This window comes from Coprococcus eutactus (assembly GCF_025149915.1).
Classification (GTDB): domain Bacteria; phylum Bacillota; class Clostridia; order Lachnospirales; family Lachnospiraceae; genus Coprococcus; species Coprococcus eutactus.
Genome location: NZ_CP102278.1, coordinates 1,041,653 through 1,065,418, shown reverse-complemented (window position 1 = coordinate 1,065,418; position 23,766 = coordinate 1,041,653). Strand labels below are relative to the sequence as shown.

Genomic DNA, 23,766 nt, shown 5'->3' with positions numbered 1-23,766 from the left:
TTATCAGTTTATGGAATGTCTCTGACATCTGTACCCACTGTTCTTCCCCGCGCGACAGACATGACTATCCCTATCTCTATGAGAATAAAAATGATCGAACTTCCGCCATAACTTATAAAAGGCATAGGAACTCCCGTAGGCGGTATCGTATTTGTGACAACACCCATATTTATCAGAAGCTGGACGGCCACATGTGTCATCACTCCACAGGAAACCAGACTTCCGAACCGGTCATCCGCATTCATTGCTATCAGCGCCAGTCTGTACAAAAATACTATAAAAAGTACTATAAGAGCGATTGCTCCCACCATTCCCAGCTCCTCACACACAACTGAAAAGATCATGTCATTGTGTGATTCTGGAATAAAGCCCATCTTCTGCACGCTCTTGCCATAGCCCACGCCAAAAAGTCCGCCTGAACCTACTGCGTACAGCGATTGGACAGTCTGATATCCGTCGGCATACTGTTCCGGATCCAGCCAGATCCTCACGCGATCAGCCCTGTATCCGGCAAATAATATAAACAGTACACACCCAACTATACCACATATCCCTATAACAACAAAATGCTTTATGCCCGGGCTTGCCACAAATAATATGGCAAACATGATTACGAAGCATATTATCGCTGTACTGAGATTTTCTACTCCTATCAGGATTATTGTTATTACCGGAAACACCATAACCTTTATCAGGCATCCGGCCCGGCACAGATCCCGGCTTTTTACTGCCGCCTGTGCCGCCGTATACACCGTTATCGCCAGCTTTGCATATTCCGATGGCTGAAATCCTATCGGCCCGATATATATCCATCTGGAGGAGCCGTGGCTTGCCGTTCCAATCACAAGCACAAGTATCTGCAATAGCAATGATGATATGAGTATCAGTTTAGAATACCTGAAGAAAAATGTATGATCAATCCCGGATACACCGCACATCAACAATACCGCTGTAAGCATGTATACCGTCTGTCTCTTGAAGAAGTATATATCGTCACCGTACAGATCCATCGCTCTGTAACTGCTGGTGCTGTATATCATGGCTAACCCGAATATCAGAATAGCAGACAGGCATATCAACATAGGCAAATCCACATATCCATCCCAGGATCTCCTCCCGTGCTTTCGTGCCTTAGTCAACCTATCTTCTGAAACTACAGGTTCACCACGCAATCATATCACTCCTTATAGCTTCTTACATAATCCTTGAACTTAGTTCCACGCTCCTCATAGTTCTTGAACTGTCCCCAGCTTGCACATGCAGGCGAGAGAAGCACCGCATCACCATCAACTGCATTTTCATGGCAGTACGCCACTGCTTCCTGAAGGTTCTCCTCAAACACTATGGAATTGAAACCATGTCTCTTTGCACAGTCTGCTATCTTCTGTGCTGTCTGTCCTATAAGTACGAGGCACTTCACCTTTCCACCAAATGCCTCTATCCACTCATCATACTCTGAACCCTTATCATATCCGCCACCGATTAGATATGTAGGTGATACCATAGCCTGAATACCCTTGATGGCCGCATCAGGGTTCGTTCCCTTTGAATCATTATAATATGCAACACCGTTTATAGTATCAACATACTCTATTCTATGCTCAACTGCCTTAAATGATGTTGCCACATTTCTTATGACATCAACTGGTACTCCCATGTAGTATGAGATTCCAACCGCTGCAAGCACATTCTCAACATTATGTGCTCCGAGAAGCTTAAGATCACTGAGTGCAAGCACATTTATCTTCTTGTCTCCGTCCTCAAGCACTATATTTCCATCCTCAACATACACACCGCCGGCAGGCTTTTCCAGTCTGCTGAAATATACGACACGGACGTGGGATTTTGCTTTCTCACCCATGGCTCTTGTATGCTCGTCATCATAGTTGAGAACTGTCACATCATCCATGGTCTGGTTCTTGGTTATTGAGAATTTTACATTGCCGTAATTCTCAAATGTATAATGTCTGTTCAGATGGTCCGGTGTGAGATTCAGAATGGCACTCACATTCGGATGGAAATCTATGACTGTCTCAAGCTGGAAGCTGCTTATCTCTGCTACTGTGTCAGAATCCTCATTTGTTGTATCACACAGTTCAGTGTAAGGGATTCCTATGTTTCCAACAACTATCGTGCTGGCATTGTATGCCTTTACTATCTCGCCCACAAGAGCTGTCGTTGTTGTCTTGCCATTTGTTCCGGTTATTGCTGCTATCTTGCCCTTGCCATAATGATATGCAAGTTCTATCTCACTCCAGATAGGTATTCCAGCATTTCTGACTATGTCTGTGAACGGAGCGTCAACCGGTATTCCAGGGCTTATGACCATGAGCTGCGATGCCGAAAGTGCTTCCTCGCTAAGTTCACCCAGAACAACATTTACAAGCTCCGAATTATCCACTGACTCCTTTATCTTATCTATATCTCTGTCCTTGTTCTCATCAAACAGATATACCGAAACTCCATGATTTATCAGGAGCTTCGTCGCACTGATTCCACTTTTTCCTGTTCCTGCTACTATTGCTGTCTTTATCTCCATAATCTTCACCATGGCGTAATCTACGCCACTTTCTCCTTTCTATGGCTATATAGAACTATATATGACTATATTAAAGCTATCTAAATCCATTAAAGTGCCAGAAGTCCCACAACGCAGAGTACTGCTGTCACGATAGAGAATATGGCAACAACCTTTGACTCCGGCCATCCGCCAAGCTCAAAATGATGGTGTATTGGTGCCATTCTGAACACTCTCTTTCCTGTAAGCTTAAATGATACAACCTGTATTATAACTGACAATACCTCAAGGAAGTATATAAATGCTATAATCACTATGAATATCGGCATCTTGAGCATGTAAGCTGTAGAAGCAACAAATCCTCCAAGTGCCAATGAACCTGTATCACCCATGAACACCTTTGCCGGATATACATTGTATACCAAAAATCCGAGAAGGCTTCCAACTGCAGCACATGACACAGGTGCAACACCTGAACCTGTTCCGACTGCAACAACCGCAAAGAATGTCGCAATGAGAACTGTGACTGACGAAGCAAGACCGTCAAGTCCATCAGTAAAGTTTGCACCGTTTACAGTTCCAAGCACTATAAAGAATAACAGTACAACATAAAGTACACTGTTAAGCTGAATTGTCTTGCCCACAAATGGTATTATAAGTTCATTGTTAATTGTTGAATACTTCTCTACATAATATGCAAATACACCTGTTACTACTATCTGTCCCAGCATCTTCTGCCATGCACGGAGACCCATGGATCTCTTCATTACAACCTTGATATAATCATCTATAAATCCTATCAGTCCAAATCCCAGAGTTACAAAAAGAACTGGAAGAACATCAGGGTAATCTTTCATATATATAAGAGTTGTGATCGTAAATGAAAGCAGTATGATAAGTCCACCCATTGTAGGTGTACCTGCTTTTTTGAGATGTGCCTGCGGACCATCATCCCTGACAAACTGTCCAAACTTCAGTTTCTTCAAAAATGGAATCACTATTGGACATAACACTACGCTGATGCAGAACGCGATCACTACCGGTAAAATAATCTTTAAATCTAAATTCATTTTGTACTCCTTACCTGTCCACACATCATGGACTATGTATTTCTTTTACTGTTTTCAGACTGTCATAAATTTAATACTCATTTGATACTTTGTCAATTCCCAAATAGGGAAGAATGTTCAAAAATATATCCCTCACCACCGGAGCAGCAATGGTTCCACCGTAATAAGTTCCCTCCGGCTCGTCTATCAGTACGGCTGCCATAACAACCGGATTATCAGCCGGAGCAAATCCTATAAATGATGAAATATATCTTCCTGTACCTCTCGGCAGCTTCTCACTTGTAGCAGTCTTACCACCTATCCTGTAGCCCTCTATGGCACATTTTGAACCGCCGCCTTCTGCAACCACTTTCTCGAGCATTTCCCGCATCTGAAGCGAAGTGTTCTCACTTATAACCTGTTTTTTCTCTTCAAATCCCAACACACTTGTCTCCCCTGTCTCGCTATCCATCACCTTCTGTCCTATGTGCGGAGTTATGCTGTAACCGCCATTTATGACTGAAGCCACAGCGGACATAAACTGTATAGGCGTCACCTGAAACGACTGTCCAAACGAGATCGTTGCAAGCTCCACCGGTCCAACATTTTCCTTTTTATGCATTATGGAATTTGCCTCACCTGGAAGATCTATACCACACCTATCAAAGAGTCCTAGCTTGTGATAGTACTCGTACAGACCATCCACTCCTGTCCTCTCCCCTATATCCATAAATGCAGGATTACAGGAATTCATGAGAGCCTGTTCAAGAGTCTGGCTTCCATGCCCTGTTGTCTTGCTGCACCTTATCCGTCGATCCTCAACTATCCTGTATCCGGGGCAGTAAAACGAATTGCTCTTATCCACAGCCCCAGTCTCAAGAGCCGCCGTGAGAGTGATCATCTTTGCCGTGGATCCCGGTTCATATGTATCACTTATAAGATAATTTCTCCACATATTATTGAGCTTATCCATCTGACTCATGACAGTATGTATATTGCCCGAAGCTTGATCATTTGCCTCCTCTTTTCGTGCATCTGTGTCTTTTTCTATGCCATTCTCTGTGCTCTCCGCTGACTTTTCACCGTCATTTATCAGTTCAAATGGTTTGTTGAGATTGTATTCTGGCGCATCGACCATGGCATATATCTCACCATTTTGTGGATTCATGACCAGCACGCACACCCTGTTCGCATTCTTTTCAGTCATGACTTTGTATGCCGCCTGGGTTGCATACTTCTGTATATTAATATCTATCGTTGTCACAAGGTCATCGCCTGGAATCGGATCATTTCTCGTCTCCGCGTATTCCGCAAGTTCTATTCCCCGCGCATCCGTAACGGCATTTATACTTCCGGGAACTCCGGTTAGCACGCTGTCGTAAGACACCTCAAGTCCGAGTATTCCCTGATTATCCGCGCCTGTGAATCCGAGCATCTTGGATGCCAGTTCATCATACGGATAATTTCTCTTGTAATCCTCATCCACCTTGATCCCCGGCAGTGCCGCAGCTCTTATCATGTCACCTGTCTCCTCGCTGACATTTACCGCTATGATCTCCCTGGACGATACCTTTGTCACCTTTTTCCTGATCTCCTCCGGAGATTTATCCAGATACTTCTCCAGCAGATCTATGACCGCCTCCTCATCTTCTATCTGGCTATGTATGACGGACACCGAACATACTGCCCTGTTGTCCGCAAGTATATTTCCATTTCTGTCGTATATCCTGCCTCGGGGTGCTTTTATACTTCTCTCACGCTCGTGAAGATTATCCGCCCGCTCACTATAGTATTTAGCCTTTAAGACCATTATGTATGCCAGTCTACCGATTATAACCGTAGCAGCTATGCACACCATAACAAATATATATTTTATCCTCCGTCTGTTGTAGCTATATACTTTCACTCGATCGTCCTGCATTTTTTTACTATAGTATTACTGTTATCTCTGTTCTATTCCTCAAACCACAAAAACAGCCCATGGATACGTTTATATCTTATATCCATGGGCTGTTTAATATATATTTGATAAGATCATTCTCCATCTGAATAATCCGCCACACCACCGGTATCTTCATCATATGTCGTGGTATCATCTGTATAGCTATCATCTGAATACGAGTCATCCGCGCTGTAATCCGGTGTATCATCTGTGTAGGAGTCACCTTCCGATGAATCATCCGTATATGCGCCATCACCTGATGAATCGTCAATATAACCGTCATCCGTGTAAGATGAATCTCCATCCGATGTATCGTCAGTGTAGGAATCATCCGTTCCGTCATCTACCACTGCATCATCTGATGATATATCTGCCTCTGTATCGTCCTCTGTAACTGTCTCATCATCTGCAGAAACAGCCTCATCTGTTCCGTCATAAGATACGTCATCAGAGTTTGTTGCATATACATTGAGATATGGGAGGAGATCCTCCATAACCTGACTAAAAAGCTTTGCACCGGCTCCCGATCCTTCCTGGTCCTCAACATTAGGCTCATCGACAACTACATAGAGCATGATCTGAGGATCTTCAACCGGGGTAAATCCTATAAACGAAAGAACATAGTTTCCATTTCCTCTAGGCAGCTTCTCCGCTGTACCAGTCTTACCTCCAATGGTATATCCTTCTACACCTGCGGCGTATCCAGTTCCCTCTTCAACTACCGCCTGAAGGTATGTTCTGAGATAATCGGAGACACCTTTTGATATCGTTTTTCTCACCAATACTGGTTCAATATCCTGTACAACATTTCCATCATCATCCAGAAGCCGCTTTACCACATGTGGCACATAATAATTTCCACCGTTGATTACTGAGCAGAAACCTGCTGCCATCTGTATCATGGATGTTGTAACACCCTGTCCAAATGAGGATGTCGCAAGCTCCATAGGGTGAAGATATTTTGCACTGTACTTGATTCCTGTGGTCTCTCCCTGGAGATCTATTCCGGTCTTAGAGCCTATGTTGAATATCTCCTGGTACTTGTCAAACGTCTCCGGTCCCTCCTTCTCGGCTATCTGCATAAGCGCATCATTGCATGATACAGCAAGCGCTCTTTTTACATCCACTGTTCCATGTCCGGCCCTGTAACTACAGTATACCGGAGACTCCCCTTCAACCGGAGTCTGTGAACCATCGCAGTAAAATTCATCGCCATCTGATATAACACCATCCTCCATAGCTCCTGCTATGGTAAATGCCTTGTATGTTGAACCAGGTTCGAGTGCATCACTTATACAATAATTCTGCCAGAGATAATTCAGAGCCTCCGTCTTCTGTTCTTTTGTGAAATGGCTTACCGTGTCCTTAAATTCCTCGTCTGTCATGGCCGAGAAGTCATAATCGACCTCCTCCGTCTTAACATTTTTCTTCTCCTCGGTTGTCTGATTTTCCGAAGATGATTCATCATCATCATCCGTACTGCTTTCAGTGGTGCTCTCTGTAGATTTTCCCTCAGACTTCTCTGCCTTCTTCTTGTTATCTGACCCCTCAAGATATACCCCTTCTGTAGATTTCTCCGTGGACTTCTCTACCGATATAAGACTGTCTGCAGTCTCATCGGCTCCATCCACCTCCACCTCCTGGGTAATCGGAACTATCTTATCCTTCAGCGCCTGCAGATTTGAAGCGTCATTTGGATCGTACACACGTGAGCTTGCCATTCCCAGCACTTCTCCGTTGTTTGGATCCATGGCAATGATTCCTATCTGCTTCGCTCCAGTATTCTGCATATACTCAGATATATTATCCTCTATTATCTTCTGGATATTCATATCCAGAGTAGATACTATTGTCTCTCCGTTCTGCGCAGGCACGGTCTCTGATGCCATACCGTCAGTTCCGGACATGTAGCTATATGATTTTCCATCAACTCCGTTCAGTTCATCGTTGTAATATCCCTCGATGCCATACTGACCCACATTTCCGTCAACTGTGTAACCGAGAACATGACATGCCAAAGTTCCATTTGGATAATTTCTCTTGTATTTCGTTTCAAAATAAACTCCAACAACATTATCTCCCTCATCCGTCTTACAGTAATTTTCAAATTCTCTTACTTTGTCGTACGAAAGATCCTGAACTATATTCTGATAATACCCATAATCTCCTTCAATTGCCAGTTTCTCATCAAGTTTTTCTTCAGATATATCAAAGAACTTAAGTATGGCTGCCCTTGTCGCTGTCAGGTATTCATCTTTCAGTCTTATGTTATTAGGTTCTATTATCAGACTGTATGTCTTTTCACTGTTTGCCAGGACATTGCCGTTTCTGTCCAGGATCTCGCCCCTCTCGTAGGGTATAGTTGACGATTCATAATTCTCCTGCAGAACAACCGCCTCAGAATACTCTTTTCCATTTTTTATATTTATCTGGAGTACTCGTATTATAAATATCACCATGGCTATAATCAACACTATTACAGCCCAGCTGCTTTTCTTTCTCATTCCTTCCAAAAATGATTTTGACCTAGCTGACATCTGTACTTACCACCTCTTCCTCAAAAAATTATCCCTGAGGTTTACTTAGCCTCAGGGACATCCTTGTACTGTATTACATAATCATCACTATTCTGGGAATAGTATAAAGTTTGTCCCGGCTGTGAATATACCATACCGAGCTTCTGTGTTGCAATATCATATATATTATTCAAGTCAACCATCGAATCCAAACCTGCGCTATATCCCGTGTTCTCATCAAGCTGTGTCGCCACCTGCTCCTTGAGATCCGCCACCGTGTTCTTGGCAACTCTCACGTCCGAAATTAGCTTCAGCAGATAACAGCAAAGTGCAACCGCAATCACTATCGCTACCACCATTCCCGCTGTGTATCTAATCTGCGCATTTGTAACAGCTTTCTTCTCAGCTTTTCTCGCTGCTATATTTCTTCTGTTTTCTTCTGTCAGATGGGATGTCTTCTGGTGCTTTCTCCGTGGCTGTGGAACCATTGCCGGAGCTGCCGAACCACTCATATATCTCTCGCCCTCTGCCCTGTGTCTTGCTCTGTTTGCTTCATTCAATTGTCTCGCAGAACTACCTTCTGTGTAGCGTCTTCTATCTGCCATTATATATCGCCTCTTTCATTTATATATCAAACAGCCTCAAACACCCTGAGTTTTGAGCTCTTTGATCTTGAATTCTCTATAAGCTCCCTCTCCCCCGGTATGATAGGTTTTCTCGTTATAACCCTGCCGCGGGACTTTCTTCCGCATGTGCACACTGGGAAATTTGGCGGACATATGCATGGATTCTCATTCTTTCTGAATGCAGTCTTCACTATTCTGTCCTCCAGGGAGTGAAATGTGATGATACACAGCCTTCCTCCAGGATTCAGACTAGCTATCATTCCATCTATCGAATCACGGAGCACATCAAGCTCCCTGTTGAGTTCGATCCTTATAGCCTGAAATGTCTGTTTTGAAGGATGCCCCTGTCCATTCCTCGCCTTTGCCGGAATTGATCCGCGGATTATGTCATTAAGCTCCTCCGTCGTATCTATCTCTTTATCCTGACGGTACTTACATATGTGGTACGCAATGCTCTTTGCATACCGCTCCTCTCCGTAATCCCTGAGTATCCTGAACAGTTCCGCTTCCGGATACTCATTCACAATATCCTTCGCTGTCTTCGACTGCCTGTTGTCCATCCTCATATCCAGTGGAGCATCAACCCGATATGTGAATCCTCTATCCGCATTATCGAGTTGATATGAAGATACCCCCAGATCAAGGAGTATCCCGTCCACCTTCTGTATGTTCAGTTCATCTAAAATTCTTCTGAAATTCTGATAGTTATCTCGGACTATCGTCACCTTGTCCTTATACGGTTCAAGTCTCTTCGTAGCCGCAGCTATTGCATCCTCATCCTGATCAATGCCTATGAGTTTTCCGCCTTCACCAAGCCTTCTGACAATCTGTTCTGAATGCCCGGCACCCCCCAATGTACCATCCACATAAATGCCGTCAGGCTTTATATTCAGATTATCTATGGTCTCTTCAAGTAAGACCGACTTGTGTGCAAATTCCATACTCAACTACCATTCTTCTCTTAAAAACTAAAATCAAGCTCATCGAGCTTGTCCGCAAGTTCTGCCATACTCTCGTCATCAGTAACGTTCTCTTCGCCTTCCCAGTTAGCTTTGCTCCAGATCTCAGCCTTCTCTCCATTACCTATGATTATTACATCCTTATCAATCTCAGCATACTCCCTCTGTTTTGGAGAAAGAAGTATTCTTCCCTGTCCATCCGGTTCGCACTTGACCGCACCTGAAAGGAAACGTCTCTTAAATGTTCTTGCAGTCCTGTTCGTAATAGGAAGCTTGTTCAGCTTCTCCACGAAGCTTTCCCACTCTTCATTGCTGTATACGTAAAGGCACTTATCAATACCCTTCGTAACCATAAACGACTCGCCAAGTTCTGCTCGGAGCTTAAGAGGCATGATCAGTCTTCCTTTTGCATCAAGCTTATGTTCATATTCACCTGATAAGCATCTGGACATTCAGATCTCCTCCTCTTCTTAGTTCTTTCGCATATTCTCAGCAGCCGGCAACAAATTGTTGTAGGTATTCCGGGATATACCGTATTTCCCTTATAGATGAAAACCGCTTTCAAAACCACTTTTCACCACCGAGTTTCACAGTTCACCCACTTGTAACCATTATTCTATACTATCAACCCTGAAAATGCAACCCTGTTATACAAAAAAACTGTGCGCAAAAGCATAAAAAAGCCTGTAGATTCAACACTTTTTCATGTTAAATCTACAGGCTTTTTTGTAGTGGGGGCAAATCCCAGTTTTTCTCCACTGTGTGGGGAATCTGCCCTAATATATGTTATTTTCTAATATATATTTGATTATGATCGTTTTACATATGAGCAAAAATCAGCGTCAATTTACTTGTTTTCTCTATTTTTTTCGTGGGCTTTTAGAGTTTCTGTTCCACCAGCCTCCACCGGCTGACTCTCAGCTCCACTGTCCTCCACCGGCTGCTTCTTGGCACTATCGGTCTCCACCGATCGGCTCTCAGTTCCACTTGTCTCCACGTGCTGGTCATCCGTTCCACTTATCTCCACTGCAGGCCAGCCATTCTTCGCACACTTTACATAGTTTATAACAAGCAGGATAACCGCCGCTATGAAACAGACAAGTGCAAGCGCCTGGGATACTTTGATTCCTGTGCTGCCTATCATCAGAGAATCACTTCTGAGTCCCTCAATGATGAATCTTCCAAGGCCATAACCTCCCACATATATAAGCGCAAACTCTCCTTTGAATTTCTTGTGCTTTCTATATATAAATAAGAAAACAAGCAGTATCAGGTTCCACAGAGACTCGTACAAGAATGTTGGATGAACCGTTATACAGTCCATGCCATCTATATTCACCACATTGTCAAGCATCTTCTGGGTTATAACACCAGTTCTCTCCAGATAGTCAAGATTTCCTTCTGATCTGTAATAATCAAGTGGGATTGCCATGGCCATCTTGCTGTTCGTATATGCGCCAAATGCCTCCCTGTTGAAGAAGTTTCCAAATCTTCCAAGTATCTGTCCGATAAGTATTCCAAACGTGGCAGTATCAGCCATGAGAACAAAATTAACTTTTCTCACTTTACAGAAGATGACCGCCGTGATGATTCCGGCTATGATTCCTCCGTATATGGCAAGACCGCCACCTCGAATGTTGAGCATCGCCTTGATGGTTGCCCCCGCATCGCCCTTCACAATATATTGGTCAAGCCTGAACAGTATATAGTAAAGTCTTGCGCCAAGTATCGCCGGGATTATGAGTATCAGTATAAAATCCAGATATGTCTCAGGATTCTGCCCGGTTCTCTTCGCCTCTTTTGTGACAAGCACATACGCCAGCAGGAAACCTATCATGATGATGATCCCGTAGAATCTTATCTCAAAGCTTCCTATACTGATATGGTCGCCTATATTCTTAAGCGTTATCCCGAGATTTGGGAAAAATATATTTCTAAAATATTCTGATATCTGAGTCATATCATTACATCCTCCTTTATTCCGTATGTAACCACATGACTTCTCTATACATTAAACTTGAAGAGAATCACATCTCCATCCTCAACCACATATTCCTTGCCTTCCTGTCTAACAAGACCCTTCTCCTTAGCTGCAAGCATACTTCCGCAGTCCATGAGATCCTTGTAGCTTACGACCTCAGCCTTGATAAATCCTCTCTCAAAGTCTGAGTGGATCTTGCCGGCTGCTCCAGGTGCCTTTGTTCCCTTCTTGATGGTCCATGCCCTTGACTCCGTCTCTCCGGCTGTCAGATAACTGATAAGACCGAGAAGTGAGTAGCTTGCCTTGATAAGCTTGTCAAGACCAGACTCTTTAACTCCGAGATCCTCGAGGAACATCTTCTTCTCCTCATCGTCAAGCTCTGCAAGTTCCTGCTCTATCTGTGCACATACTACAAATACCTCTGCATCGAAGTCCTTTGCATACGCCTTTACCTTCTGTACGTTTTCATTCGACGCACCGTCATCTGCTATGTCGTCCTCACCTACATTTGCTGCAAATATAACAGGCTTCCATGTGAGAAGGTTGTACTCCTCTATCCATGCCTGCTCGTCCTCATCTGTGACCTCGATGGTCTTTGCAAGCTTGCCATCCTCAAGATGAGCCTTGATCCTCTGCTGGAAGTCAAGCTCCTTCGCAAGCATCTTGTCGTTTCTCGCGCCTCTGATGGTCTTGGCGATCCTTCTGTCAAGCACCTCTATATCTGAGAAGATCAGCTCCAGATTGATGGTCTCTATATCTCTGATCGGATCTACGGAACCGTCAACATGGATGACATTTGTATCCTCAAAGCATCTTACAACGTGAACGATGGCATCAACCTCTCTGATATTTGCAAGGAACTGGTTGCCAAGTCCTTCACCCTTTGACGCGCCCTTTACAAGACCAGCGATATCTACAAATTCTATAACAGCAGGTGTTGTCTTTGCAGAGTTATACATCTCTGTGAGCCTGTCCAGTCTCTCGTCCGGTACTGCAACGATACCTACGTTTGGATCTATTGTACAGAACGGATAGTTAGCTGATTCCGCTCCTGCCTTTGTAAGTGAATTGAAAAGTGTACTCTTTCCCACGTTTGGGAGTCCTACGATACCTAATTTCATGTATACCTCCTTGGGGACGTTCCTTTTGTAACGAAGAGTGTCCCTCTGTATTATTTCTTCCTATATATTATAGTGCAGCCACAAAATAGCCACGCATACAAATTCTAATATACTATAACGTGGCTAAATTGTAAATGTTTAATGGGGACGTTCCTTCTGTCACGAGGAGTGTCCCCTGTATTAGTCGCGTAAGAATTTCTCTTTATTCCAGACTCACCGCAATGCAGCCAGCCCATTCCTCCAGATCTCCCTCATGTCTGTTCTCGCCGCTCATGTAGAAACTGGCTACTATAAGTCTCCTTCCTTTTCTCATGACCACGCTCTCTGATCCGTCCCAGTAAGCATCTACATCATCCAGCCCAGCTATCTTCATATCAATTTTCTCATAGTCAGACTGATGCTTTGCCCTCTGCACATAAGCCTGATAAAGCTTATTTGCCAGCCATTCATTCTTTGCCTCATGATAGGTTATCACCAATCCACCATGACATATATTTCCATCTGTGTAAACTATATCACCATACTCATAAACCTTGTAATTTTCAGGCCACAGAATATCAGACCATTTGCTGATCGTATTCACATCATCGTCCACGTTATCTACCTTCTGAATATCGCTGCAGGATACCAGATCTGTTATTGTCTGAAACGGAACTTCTCCCTGATATTCGGAAAGCGGCATCTGGTTTCTGTCTACGCCATCACTCAGTATAAACATACATCCAAACACTATCATTGCCACATATGCAATTATTCCAACAACGGCCTTTACTGTGTATATTCTGGCGCCTCTTCTCCAGTTTGTACCCGAACCCAGACTATCCCCATCAAGTATTTTTCTGCGGAGCCTGTACAGACTCACAGCCTTAACCAGACCGGTCACTATAAATATGATCACGCACAATACGAGGGCAATACTTATCAGGCTTCCTCTGTTTACCATCGATAGGAACGGCTGACTTGTAAAGACAATTGCAAGATATACTATTATCCAGATGGACATCCATATTATGTTAAACCTCTGACTTCTATGCAGCGAATTCATCGCCATCGCCTGGACCTCAGTGTCTGTGTCCATCTCCCTGGCATCCATATCATCTGCTCTGTATATATTAAATACTCCATACTTTGCCACGTACTTCCATCCAAAAGCGCCGTTCAGCTCCACCTCATCATCACTTGGTCCGTCGTTGTCATATATCACGAATCCTTTCTGAGCCGGCTGCAACCTATACCTCACCTTTTTAGGTTCGCACCTGTCAAACGCAGCTATTCCACGGAACACTCCACCATCCCGCAAGATATACCCCCGCTCCGCCATATATGAGAGCCAGCACTCAACTCCGGTCACATCATAATCCGGACATGGTATGATGCGGTGCACACTTTTTGTATCTTTTTTCTCCACCATCTTTGAGTCCTCCATATAAATTTTTTGTGAATAGTCCGCACTCCGCTGCAAATGAATCTCTACATTTCATCTGCTGCATCTTCAGCATCCCGCACACACATTCTAAGTCTTTCCACTTCCTGCTCATATGCAGATATACCCTTATCTGTGATGCTGTATGTTCGCTTACGGCCTTCCACCTCAATTTCCCTTATCCACTTTTCCTTCTCAAACTTTCCCAGTATAGTGTACAGAGTCGCCGGCCCGATCTTTACCCTTCCACCGGTTCTCTCCTCTATATAATCTGCCACATCTATCCCACACATCGGGCCTTTTGAGAATGCCATAAGCACATAAAACATGGATTCCGTCAGAATATCCATAGCTTTCTTTGGCATAATATCACTTCTCTTTCTCAATATCATTTATCGATATCATATAACGATATTGTATAGTGCATAAGGATATTTGTCAATACAACAAATATCCACTCTGAGCTTTCTCGCCATGTATAGCATACTTTCAACTATGCTTTCTGTTCTTTCGCTTTTTTCTTATTTTCTGACATAGCCATATAGAATATGACATTCAGCACAATACCTGCGCATGTTGCTATCGGCGCTGCAAGTCCTATATTTGTAAGGCTCGCATCCGGCTGTATACTCATGTAATAGGCAAGAGGCAGTCTAACGAGCAATGTCTGGATAAGTCCCTGTATCATGACCCATAGTGACTTCTCATGTCCATTGAAATATCCTATCATGCTGAACAGCACCGCGGTAAGTATAGTCTCAGGTGCAAAGCCCCTCAGGTACTCGAAGCCCCTCTGTATAACAGCCGCGTCAGTGGTAAAGATTGATGTCAGTTTGTCACCAAAGAACCACACGCCAATGAATACCACCACGCCGACAGAGAGTCCTATGCCCATACCGGTAAGCATCGCTTTTCTCGCTCTGTCCTCTTTTCCAGCTCCAACATTCTGCGATACAAATGAAGCCATAGACTGCATAAGCGAACTTGGTACCAGCATGGCAAAGCTGACTATCTTGCAGGCAACGCCATATCCGGATGATGCCTCCAGGCCAAGTCTATTGATAAATGCACACAGCGCTAGAAATGACATCTGCGTGAGAAATTCCTGCATTGCAAGCGGAAGTCCAACCGAGAGCAATCTTCTGCACTGTCTGTTTAATCTGAAATCTTTTCTTGCTATCTTAAATGGAAGCTTTTTCTTCTTCAGCAGCACAAGCGCAAGGACAACACTGACCGCCTGGGCAACCACTGTTGCTATGGCTGCACCCGCAGCGTCAAGATGACATCCCGCAACCAGAATAAGGTCACCGATAACATTTACTATACATGCCACAAACACAAATATAAGAGGTGATTTGCTGTCTCCAAAACCTCTGAATATCGCGGTGAGCACATTGTAAGCCATAATGAAAAATATTCCGCCTCCGCATATCCTCACGTACGATGATGTAAGAGTGACCGCCTCAGACGGTGCCTGCATCAACACGGACAAGGGTCTTGCAAACGTCACCATGACAACTGCCAGCACCACCGCAAGTATTGCAAATATGGTCGTGGCGCCTCCAAGAAGCTCTCCTATCTGATCCATGTTCTTTTCGCCTATATATCTGGCAATAAGCACTGTGACACCCATAGCAAGTGCTGTTATCACAAATGTAACCAGATTGAGCACCTGGCTGCCTGTTGATACGGCTGAAAGTCCCGCCGTTGAACCGAATCTTCCAACCACCAGCAGATCAACCGCACCATATGCAGCCTGAAGTATCAATGCTCCAAGAATCGGTCCCATGAATGGGAGCATTTTTCTAATTATACTTCCCTGTGTAAAATCTGTTTTATCCTGTACACTCATCTTATGTCTTGACTCCTTTTGCTCATAACATCATAAATTTTTTCAATGGTCGCTATCATAATATCTGCATCTTCATCTGTGATATCGACAAGAGACTCCCCCAGTCCTGTAAAATACTCGTCAACATATTTGCCAACCAGATCTCTGCCAGCCTGAGTGCTCCTTATATAAACAATACGTCCATCCGCCTCTGAAGCCTTCTTTTCCACAAATCCGAGGCGTTCCATATCCTTTATCGTCTTTGTCACTCCTGGTCTTGGAAGCCCCAGTTCATCACTTATATCACTGACCTTCACCTCCGCGCCGTCAAGCTCCAGCTTAGTTATCACATCAAGATAATGTATGTGGGTAGGCGTCACTTCATTTGGCAGCTTGGGCATCATATCCCTAACCCTTTTAGCCTGGTAGCAGGCATCCATAACCTGTTTTATCTTTTCCTTTGTCATGGTTCTCCTTCCTGTAAATTTATCAAATATTATTTTATTGTTATTTCGTATAATTACTTTAGGTAATTATCGTCGGTAAGTATATTCATATTTTCTCTTTTTGTCAAGGGATAGGATATATAAACTATTCATATGCCTGCGTAAGCCATTAGCCACCATGCATAAAAAATGCTCCACCTGATTCTCTCACAGATGAAGCATTTAATTATAAAACTTATTACTTGCGCCGGGCAACTTTACCAAAGCTCTCGTCAAGCCCTTTTTCTAACTACCTTTACTATCCCCACAACCGACTCGATCAGAACCACCGCCACAAATGGTATTCCTGCAAGTGTTATGGCGAACATCATGTATTCGATCCCATTCAGCAGATGCTCCCATCCTCCTGTAGCCTGCGGCACTATCCACATTTCATTCATAACCAGAGCACCAATCAGAAATCCCAGTATCAATCCACAGATCATCCACGCCGCACAGATTATGGCGACATCTTTCAGCCGCACAATCTGATTATCGTATATCCATTTTCTGAATATAATATACAGAATTACGCATATCAGGGGTACAGCAAATACAACGACCAGATTATAACTATCATTATATGTTTCTTCTATGTAATCAGACAGCGTCATAATGCTCCAGCATATGAGCTGTGCTATCAGACACAGTAATATTTTCTTCTTCATCTAGACCTCCTTTGGGGACGTTTTTCATGACAAAAGAAACGTCCCCACTTCACACAGCACCTGCATCGCACCGGAAAGCAGCATCACCCACACCGGATTCAGTTTGAATTTTCTGAGCAGAACAACACTCACTGCAAATATCACCACAAGATTCCACTTAGTTCCTGCGAGACTTATCATATCGATACCAGTCCAGACCGCCGTCACGAATATCGAAACTCCCGCTGACGCGATCATAGCCACAACAGCCGGTCTTATACCGCCGAGAAACTCCTGAAGAACATCCTGCTTGCGATATTTCAGATACAGCCTGACTATGACCGTTACAATAATACATGAAGGGAGTACACATCCGAGCGTGGCAATCGCCGCACCGGCATATCCGGCCACCCGTAGCCCCACAAATGTCGCCGAATTGACAGCTATAGGTCCCGGAGTCATCTGGGATATAGTGATCAAATCCGTGAACTCTGACATGGTCATCCACCCATGTATTTTCACTATCTGTCCCTGTATAAGCGGCATGGCGGCATAACCTCCGCCAAAACTGAAAAGTCCTATCTGGAAGAAACTTAGGAACAACTGCAAATAGATCATTATTCCATCCCCCCTTTGCCTGAGCGTTTTTCAGGATTTTCGTCAGAGGTATCCTCTGTCTTTTTATGCCCACGCCCTCTTCTTTTCTCAAGCTGTCCTCTACAAACACCGACAAGTCCACAGACAATTACTATGAACACGACATTTATCTCCAATATGTAGGATGCAACAAATGCAGCTATCATGACCAATACCCCCAGATCATCCCTCTGCTTTACTATGTCTGCTCCCATATCATATGTGACGGATGCGATAACCGCAGCAACACCTGCCTGCATCCCCTCCAGCATCTGGCTTATCATCCAATTGCTCCTGAACGCGCTGTAACAGTAAGATATGATGGATATGATAACAAATGGCGGAATGATCGTTCCGACTATCGCCACCAATGCCCCTGCTATACCACACAATTTATATCCCACCGCTATCGATCCATTTACTGCGATAGGCCCAGGCGACGACTGTGCTATAGCTACAAGATCGAGCATCTCATCCTGCTCTATCCAGTGAGTTTCATCCACAAACTTTTTCTTCATAAGAGACACGATGACGTATCCACCCCCGAAGGTAAAGGTGCTCAGATATAATGTTGTTATTAATATCTTTAAAAGGGTCCTGCCCTTTCTTTTTTCTTTTTCCATAATTAATCCCTAGGGGACGTTCCTTCTGTAACGAGGAGCGTCCCTCTGTCCCACATTAGATATATATTCCTAATCAAGTCTAAATAATTTTCGTCTAAATATTTTTGCAACTGACATCTGCCATCTTCTGCATCATACTTTTTTATCATCTTCTGTCGCAGACATTGCACGTATGGTTCTCTCAAACAATTATGTCAACTTTACTCCTTTTATTGCCCCATATCGAGTTTTCACCTTTCGCATGACAGGGGACACTCTCCGATACAAAAGGAACGTCCCTGATACATTCCGATACAAAAGGAACGTCCCTGATACATTCTATCATATGCTTCTACAAAGCGCTTTACTTCTTTTCAAAATATAGTATAATATTATATGTTTTGATTTTCTTAAACGATCGTTAAGCTATCGTATCTAATCAAATCCATTTTCATATGAATGATATTATATGAATCATGTTATACGAAACCCATAGTCATTTCAATTTTTCAACAATTACCTCTTTATAACTGTTTTTTGTCTTATCGTGGTTGGTTTTTGATGGCTATATTTTTGATGACCGTGTTTTCATGAATCACATTTTAACATTTATTTTTTCCACACTGTACACATCACATTTTATCACTTTGGAGGAGGTCCTTTTATGCCAAGAAAACCAAGAGCTATATCTGAATCAAACATTTACCACGTTGTAATTCGCGGAGCAGACCGGCAGCAAATGTTTGAAGAAAAGAATGATTATGACAAATACCTGGATATCCTGAGCTATTACAAAAAAGAATGCCAATTTGAAATCTATGCATATTGTCTGATGTCTAATCACGTTCATCTTCTCATACATACCTCTAACACCCCACTGGCGACTGTATTTCGCCGCATTAACACGCGTTATGCGGTTTGGTTTAATATGAAATATGATAGAACCGGTTTCCTACAGCAAGGCAGATATTACAGTGAACCTGTTAACGATGAACGATACCTTCTCACTGTAGTCCGCTACATACACCAAAATCCGTACAAAACTGGCATAGAAGCTTTTCCCGGCGAGTCTTACCCCTGGAGCAGTATCTACAGTTACCTGTCAGGGAATTCGGCATTGGTAGATATCGGACTGATAAACAATCTAATTGGTGGTTCGAAGGCATTTACAACATTTCATCGAGAAACTGAAGAAGCCGATTGCCTAGACATTCATAAACTTACCAAAAGGCTCCCAGATGATGTTGCAAAAGAGCTAATTATCAAAGAAACCGGATGCCATACTATTACCGATTTTCAATCACTGCCCCTTTTAGAAAAGAAAAAACACCTTGCTCTTTTGCACGAACAAGGTATTTCTATCAGACAGCTGAACCGTCTCACGGGCACGTCTAAAGGAATCATCCAGCGAACCTTAACAGAGGGCATGCCTCACAACAGCAAACCTCAGCCTTGACAGGAGGACACTCATCGGTACAAGGGACACCCGTCAGTACAAGGGGACACTCGTCGGTACAAAGGAACACTCGTCGGTACAAGGGGACACTCGTCGGTACAAGGGGACACTCGTCGGTACAAAAGGAACGTCCCTGATACTTACAATAGTCTGAATTTCTTCGCAAACTTTACGATGAGGCCTCCCTTTGGCATGTTGAGGAGCTCCTCTTCAGTGTAGCCTCCGACTTTGAGAATAGCCACCGCATAGAATATTATCGCCACAAATACAGCAACAAACATTGAGATGACCCAGTTGCCGATAAGCTTTCGGCAGCCCTCATATACAATGATCGTGACAACGCCCATGAAGATAGATGCTATAGTCGGTGCAACATATATTCTCCTGTTGTCCATCCTGCCGGTCTTGTACTTTGTAAGTGAACGCTGGTTAAATATACATATGAGCAGTGAATTTACTATGGAACCTAGAACCAGAGCATACAGTGCCCAGTCAGTACAATACAACATGATCACAAGGACAACCACATGTATCACCAGTGCAAGTGTGGCATTGATAACCGGCGCCATCACCTTGCCCATCGCCTGAAGCACACTGTTTGTCACAGTGGACTGTGCAAAGAACACGATGGATATAAATCCAAGATACATACACTTAGCCGCCATCGGATCTGCTCCCGAAAACAGGAGCTGTATGATTGGTTTTGCCAGAACTCCCATTCCAACGGCACATGGTATCGTGACAAGCATAGACATACTGAGTGCCTGATTGAGAAGTCTGTTCGTCTTTTTCATATCATTTTGTGCATACGCCCCTGATATTCCAGGAATGTATGCGATTCCTACTGAAGCTGCTATGGCAAGCGGAAGGTTCGTGAGGACCGTGTACTGTCCAGAATAAATACCGTACAATTTCGCCATTTCCAGCGAATCCATTCCCTTCATCTTCATGACAACATAAAATACCTTCATATCTATAGGGGTCAATACATTGTACACCACCGCAGCCACCACGATTGGAGTGACTGTTGCTATGATGATTCTAAACAGCTTTCCATAGGATTCTGTGTCCGGGCTTGTATCCATTTTCACAGACTCCATGATGCCTTTTCTTCTCTTCGCATATGCGAACAGTATAAATATCAATCCCCCAAGGACTCCGGCACCTGTACCCATGGCACTTCCCGCAGATCCGTACTTTGCATGTTCTGTGGTTCCCGCAGCAAATGGTCTTGCAAGCATGTACGCTGCAATTATACTTACCGCGGCATTCACAAGCTGCTCTATGATCTGGGATATAGATGTAGGCACCATGGTATTGTATGCCTGCAGATATCCTCTGAATATGGCTAGGAATCCTGATATAAATATGGTAGGTGCAAGTATCTTAAGACTGAGCACAGCATTTGGCTGATCACTGACAAACCACTCAGCACCAAAGTATGTGATGAGTGCCGCCACAGCTCCTGCTATCACTACATATATAAATGTACAATAATAAATACGTCTGGCACTTTTGTACTGTCCCATTGCTATCTTGCCTGCGACGAGTTTCGATACCGCAGTTGGGATGCTATATGTCGCTATCATGATGACCATTGCATATATGGCATATGCTGATCCATAATACCCATTTCCTTCATCTCCAAGTATCTGATACAGAGGGGATCTGTACAGCAGACCTATGATCCTTGACACGATTCCAGCGCCAGCCAGAATCCCCGCCTGAAGTGCCAGATTACTTCCTTTTCCTGATAGCTTGCCTTTCTTTTCCGCACCAGTGTTTGTACTCATATTTAACTCCTTATTGCCATTTCTATATCTATATTGTAAAATTCAAGTGTTGCATGCATGACCAAGTCACGCATATGCGCCACTGAACAATTTCCACAAACTATATATATACCAATTTTATGCTGCTAATTCAACCATAATATTTATAATCACTTCATATATTATGACGCAATATACCACAAGGAGGTATTTTACTATGGAATATTCATCACTCCCAAAGGATCCCATGGTCCTTCTCAGTTTCATCAACACAAAGCTCAGAGACGATTATCCAAGCCTTGACGAATTGTGCAGTTCTCTATGCGTTGATGCGGATGGTGTAAAGAAAAAGCTTGCAACCATAGATTATTCATACGATGAAAAAAAGAACAGATTTGTGTAAAAGCAAATCTGTTCTTTTATCTTATGTAATACAGAGACTCAGACTTTATTCCCCGTATTGATATTCTTTTTTATTTGTGTGGATCTCCGGCTCCGGTATCCTCAGTCTGATCTTCTCCAGCAGTTTGCTTTCCAGTATCATCTGGATCACGCCCGGTACTTTCATCATTTTCCACAATATTTTTTGCTAGCTTTTCAGCATCCGCCCTGCTGGCAACGCTCTTCATAACATGCATGAATTTATCAAGGATACTGATCGGATCATCATCGGACTCATCTTCATCACCATCCTGATCATCTATATTCTGTGCAGGCTCTTTCTTTGAGTATTCATCATCAGGTAGATCTGATGGATACTGAAGCATATGCTGTTTCTGCTTGAGCTTCCTCTTATTCTCACGCTCTTCCTGTTTCTGTTCTGGAGTCTTTTTCTTGAATCTTATGTCCTCTTCCTCTTCTGTCCTGTATATCGGTTCACCCGTCTCCTCATCAATCCTCTTTATCTTCTCATACTCAGAGGTCTTGAATGCCAGGTTCTTATCCTGCAGCTTTGCAGTACATGTCCTGTTAATATACATATAACAGCACGCAAATACAGGAACGCCCAGGAGCATTCCAAAGAATCCAAACAGGCCTCCACCCACAATAACCGCGGTAAGTACCCAGAAACTTGAAAGTCCTGTGGTATCACCAATGATCTTCGGTCCAAGAATATTCCCATCAAACTGCTGCAATATGAGTATAACAAGAAGCAGCACCAGACTCTTGATCGGATCGGCTATAAGTACGATAAAGAAACAAGGTATAGCTCCTATGATCGGCCCAAAGAATGGTATAACATTTGTCACTCCCACAATAACACTTATCAGCACTGCATATGGCAGATTGAGTATTGTAGAAACTATAAACATTATCATTCCAATTATAAGTGAATCAAGTATTTTGCCATTGATAAACTGTCCAAAAATCCTGTACATCTCTGAAAGACCATCGAGGATATTATTCGCATTCTTTACCTTGAACACAGCATATATGATCTTCTTTCCCCTTGATGCTAGATATTCCTTATTTGCCATCACATATATAGAAGCCACTATACCTATAAGGAAATTATACAGGAACTTCAATCCGGAAAATACCCCGCTTCCTATATTCACCACGATCTTGTCTACATTAGGCATGATCTTTGTGTTCAACATGTCCTGCAGCTTCAGATATGCTGTATTCATATACTTGTTCAGCTCATCCTCAGGGATATTGAGTTTTTGGAATTTCTCATTGATATTCTCCACCATATTCTGCAGGTTGGAATAATAATTATCCATATTGCCAACCAGCTGCTTGATACTGTCATAGAGCTGTGGCACCACAAGCCATACTACACCAGTTATGATTCCCAGAAATACTATAGTTGTGAGTATAACCGACAGTGTTCTTGATACCTTAAACAGTTTCTTCTTATCCGTGATAACTTTGTCCTGAAATATCGTATGAAAAAGCCTGTCAAAAAATACAAGTACCGGATTCATAAGAAACGCTATGACCGCACCCACTATAATTGGTGCAAATGCGCCTGAGATTTTATCTATTATCGCCCGAAAGCCTGCCCACTGTTCAAGTATCTTGTTAAATAAAAGTCCCACGACGATTATTCCTATAACCGCCAGGCTTATATTTAAGATTCGTCTCTTTTTGTTATTTGCCGCCACCTTTTTCTCTCCCATCCATAAGCTTGTGTACGGCTCACCGGAAAGTCCCGGCAACCGCTTTTTTATTATATTTGTTTTTACCGAATGGTGC

The 23,766-nt window shown here is 43.3% G+C and carries 21 protein-coding genes; 2 read left to right on the top strand and 19 right to left on the bottom strand.

Annotation, left to right across the window (positions count from 1 at the left end; all coding sequences use genetic code 11):
• Positions 1 to 8: 8 nt before the first annotated feature.
• From NQ536_RS04565 to NQ536_RS04485, 17 genes are all read right to left on the bottom strand, one after another.
• The gene (locus NQ536_RS04565; RefSeq protein ID WP_004848767.1) at positions 9 to 1,172 is read right to left on the bottom strand and encodes an FtsW/RodA/SpoVE family cell cycle protein; all 1,164 of its coding nucleotides are present in this window, start codon (positions 1,170 to 1,172) and stop codon (positions 9 to 11) included.
• Between the two features lie 5 nt (positions 1,173 to 1,177).
• Complete coding sequence (murD, locus tag NQ536_RS04560; RefSeq protein ID WP_004848765.1) at positions 1,178 to 2,551, bottom strand: UDP-N-acetylmuramoyl-L-alanine--D-glutamate ligase; 1,374 nt, start codon at positions 2,549 to 2,551, stop codon at positions 1,178 to 1,180.
• 77 nt (positions 2,552 to 2,628) lie between these two features.
• Positions 2,629 to 3,588 carry a phospho-N-acetylmuramoyl-pentapeptide-transferase gene (gene mraY / locus NQ536_RS04555; RefSeq protein WP_022058876.1) on the bottom strand — a complete coding sequence of 320 codons (960 nt, stop codon included), beginning with the start codon at positions 3,586 to 3,588 and terminating at the stop codon, positions 2,629 to 2,631.
• 70 nt (positions 3,589 to 3,658) lie between these two features.
• Complete coding sequence (locus NQ536_RS04550; RefSeq protein ID WP_004848763.1) at positions 3,659 to 5,488, bottom strand: peptidoglycan D,D-transpeptidase FtsI family protein; 1,830 nt, start codon at positions 5,486 to 5,488, stop codon at positions 3,659 to 3,661.
• Between the two features lie 113 nt (positions 5,489 to 5,601).
• Positions 5,602 to 8,046 carry a peptidoglycan D,D-transpeptidase FtsI family protein gene (locus tag NQ536_RS04545; protein WP_004848760.1) on the bottom strand — a complete coding sequence of 815 codons (2,445 nt, stop codon included), beginning with the start codon at positions 8,044 to 8,046 and terminating at the stop codon, positions 5,602 to 5,604.
• Positions 8,047 to 8,087: 41 nt separating this feature from the next.
• Positions 8,088 to 8,630: a hypothetical protein gene (locus tag NQ536_RS04540; RefSeq protein WP_004848759.1), complete on the bottom strand. Its 543-nt coding sequence runs from the start codon at positions 8,628 to 8,630 to the stop codon at positions 8,088 to 8,090.
• 26 nt (positions 8,631 to 8,656) lie between these two features.
• Positions 8,657 to 9,592 (bottom strand): 16S rRNA (cytosine(1402)-N(4))-methyltransferase RsmH, encoded by a 936-nt coding sequence (gene rsmH, locus NQ536_RS04535; protein WP_004848757.1) that lies wholly within the window; start codon positions 9,590 to 9,592, stop codon positions 8,657 to 8,659.
• Between the two features lie 20 nt (positions 9,593 to 9,612).
• On the bottom strand, positions 9,613 to 10,062 hold the full coding sequence (gene mraZ / locus NQ536_RS04530; protein WP_004848756.1) for a division/cell wall cluster transcriptional repressor MraZ: 450 nt from the start codon (positions 10,060 to 10,062) through the stop codon (positions 9,613 to 9,615).
• Between the two features lie 395 nt (positions 10,063 to 10,457).
• A complete protein-coding gene (gene lgt / locus NQ536_RS04525) occupies positions 10,458 to 11,570 on the bottom strand; it encodes a prolipoprotein diacylglyceryl transferase (protein ID WP_004848754.1) in 1,113 nt (370 codons plus the stop codon).
• 44 nt (positions 11,571 to 11,614) lie between these two features.
• Positions 11,615 to 12,712: a redox-regulated ATPase YchF gene (gene ychF / locus NQ536_RS04520; RefSeq protein WP_004848751.1), complete on the bottom strand. Its 1,098-nt coding sequence runs from the start codon at positions 12,710 to 12,712 to the stop codon at positions 11,615 to 11,617.
• A 202-nt stretch (positions 12,713 to 12,914) separates the two neighbouring features.
• Positions 12,915 to 14,138 carry a DUF2812 domain-containing protein gene (locus tag NQ536_RS04515; protein ID WP_004848749.1) on the bottom strand — a complete coding sequence of 408 codons (1,224 nt, stop codon included), beginning with the start codon at positions 14,136 to 14,138 and terminating at the stop codon, positions 12,915 to 12,917.
• 44 nt (positions 14,139 to 14,182) lie between these two features.
• Positions 14,183 to 14,500, bottom strand: a complete 318-nt coding sequence (locus NQ536_RS04510) for a PadR family transcriptional regulator (RefSeq protein WP_044997668.1) — start codon at positions 14,498 to 14,500, stop codon at positions 14,183 to 14,185.
• Positions 14,501 to 14,628: 128 nt separating this feature from the next.
• Positions 14,629 to 15,987: an MATE family efflux transporter gene (locus NQ536_RS04505; RefSeq protein ID WP_004848744.1), complete on the bottom strand. Its 1,359-nt coding sequence runs from the start codon at positions 15,985 to 15,987 to the stop codon at positions 14,629 to 14,631.
• The gene (locus NQ536_RS04500) at positions 15,984 to 16,433 is read right to left on the bottom strand and encodes a MarR family winged helix-turn-helix transcriptional regulator (protein WP_004848742.1); all 450 of its coding nucleotides are present in this window, start codon (positions 16,431 to 16,433) and stop codon (positions 15,984 to 15,986) included. Before NQ536_RS04500 ends, NQ536_RS04505 begins: the two co-directional genes overlap by 4 nt.
• Before the next feature lie 251 nt (positions 16,434 to 16,684).
• Positions 16,685 to 17,119 carry a hypothetical protein gene (locus NQ536_RS04495; protein ID WP_004848740.1) on the bottom strand — a complete coding sequence of 145 codons (435 nt, stop codon included), beginning with the start codon at positions 17,117 to 17,119 and terminating at the stop codon, positions 16,685 to 16,687.
• 24 nt (positions 17,120 to 17,143) lie between these two features.
• The gene (locus tag NQ536_RS04490) at positions 17,144 to 17,716 is read right to left on the bottom strand and encodes a chromate transporter (RefSeq protein WP_004848737.1); all 573 of its coding nucleotides are present in this window, start codon (positions 17,714 to 17,716) and stop codon (positions 17,144 to 17,146) included.
• A complete protein-coding gene (locus NQ536_RS04485) occupies positions 17,716 to 18,357 on the bottom strand; it encodes a chromate transporter (RefSeq protein WP_004848736.1) in 642 nt (213 codons plus the stop codon). Before NQ536_RS04485 ends, NQ536_RS04490 begins: the two co-directional genes overlap by 1 nt.
• A gap of 643 nt (positions 18,358 to 19,000) precedes the next feature.
• On the opposite strand from NQ536_RS04485, the gene NQ536_RS04480 reads away from it, so the two are divergent.
• A complete protein-coding gene (locus NQ536_RS04480) occupies positions 19,001 to 19,792 on the top strand; it encodes a transposase (protein WP_004848732.1) in 792 nt (263 codons plus the stop codon).
• 140 nt (positions 19,793 to 19,932) lie between these two features.
• On the opposite strand, the gene NQ536_RS04475 is transcribed toward NQ536_RS04480, so the two are convergent.
• On the bottom strand, positions 19,933 to 21,585 hold the full coding sequence (locus tag NQ536_RS04475) for a putative polysaccharide biosynthesis protein (RefSeq protein WP_004848730.1): 1,653 nt from the start codon (positions 21,583 to 21,585) through the stop codon (positions 19,933 to 19,935).
• A gap of 196 nt (positions 21,586 to 21,781) precedes the next feature.
• Between NQ536_RS04475 and NQ536_RS04470 the strand changes: the two genes are divergently transcribed.
• Positions 21,782 to 21,967, top strand: coding sequence for a DUF4250 domain-containing protein (locus NQ536_RS04470; RefSeq protein WP_004848728.1), 186 nt, complete (start codon positions 21,782 to 21,784; stop codon positions 21,965 to 21,967).
• A 70-nt stretch (positions 21,968 to 22,037) separates the two neighbouring features.
• Here NQ536_RS04470 and NQ536_RS04465 read toward each other — a convergent pair whose 3' ends face one another.
• Positions 22,038 to 23,690, bottom strand: a complete 1,653-nt coding sequence (locus NQ536_RS04465) for an AI-2E family transporter (protein ID WP_004848725.1) — start codon at positions 23,688 to 23,690, stop codon at positions 22,038 to 22,040.
• Positions 23,691 to 23,766: the final 76 nt, after the last annotated feature.